1 protein-coding gene and 1 pseudogene are annotated in these 786 nt (G+C 69.0%); both read right to left on the reverse strand.

Annotated elements, in window-relative coordinates; all coding sequences use genetic code 11:
• Positions 1 to 427 (reverse strand): 3-deoxy-7-phosphoheptulonate synthase (locus A5652_RS04145; RefSeq protein ID WP_197513744.1); only part of this gene is annotated, 427 nt, incomplete at its 3' end.
• A gap of 85 nt (positions 428 to 512) precedes the next feature.
• Positions 513 to 786 (reverse strand): annotated as a pseudogene (locus A5652_RS04150) (3'-5' exoribonuclease); the annotation flags it as partial.

Here is a 786-nt window from a genome sequence, read left to right on the forward strand (position 1 = left end):
CCAGCGCGTCGATGTCGGCCGATCGCGGCTTGGCGTACTGCCCCGCGATGCGGGCCACCTTTACCACGGGCAGGCTCGAGCCGTAGGTCAGCACCACCGCCATCTGCAGCAGGGTGCGCACGTTGCCACGAATGTGGGGTTCGGTGTTCTCGGTGAATGTCTCCGCGCAGTCGCCGCCCTGCAGCAGGAACGCCTCACCCCGCGCCACCTGGGCCAGCTGCTCCTGCAACCGGGCGATCTCCGACGGCACTGTCACCGGCGGCACGCTCTCCAGGACCTTACGCATCGCCGACGCCTGGTCGGCAGGCCAGCTGGGCTGCTGGGCGGCCGGTTTGGCCAGCGCGGCATCCAACCGGGCCCGCAGATCGGTCGGCAGCGGCGGCAGCGGCGGCAACTGATCGATCGGTATGTCGACGGTCCAGTTCATCGGTTCATCTTAGCCGGGGCGCCCACGTCCCCGGCTAAGGCTGATCTGCGCGAACGTCACTCGCGGGCACATTGCGCCCGCGGCTTCACCCCCCGGATGTGATCAGGCGGTATCGGCGGAGCTGATCGCGCGCGTCGACCAGCGCGTCGTGCGCATCGGACGAACGCGGCGGCATCCGGGGGCTGCCCCGGTCTTCCCAAAGTTGCTTCAGTTCGCGGGTGAAACGGGGGATGTCCCGCGGCAACTCCGGCATGGTCCCCCACAGCTGGCACAAGGCCACGTGGTCATAGGCCGCCACCCACGCCCACAGCTCGATCGGCTCAGGGGCCAATCCCCCAGAATCCAAGCCGAAGAAGGCC

This window comes from Mycobacterium sp. 1165178.9 (assembly GCF_001673555.1).
GTDB lineage: Bacteria > Actinomycetota > Actinomycetes > Mycobacteriales > Mycobacteriaceae > Mycobacterium.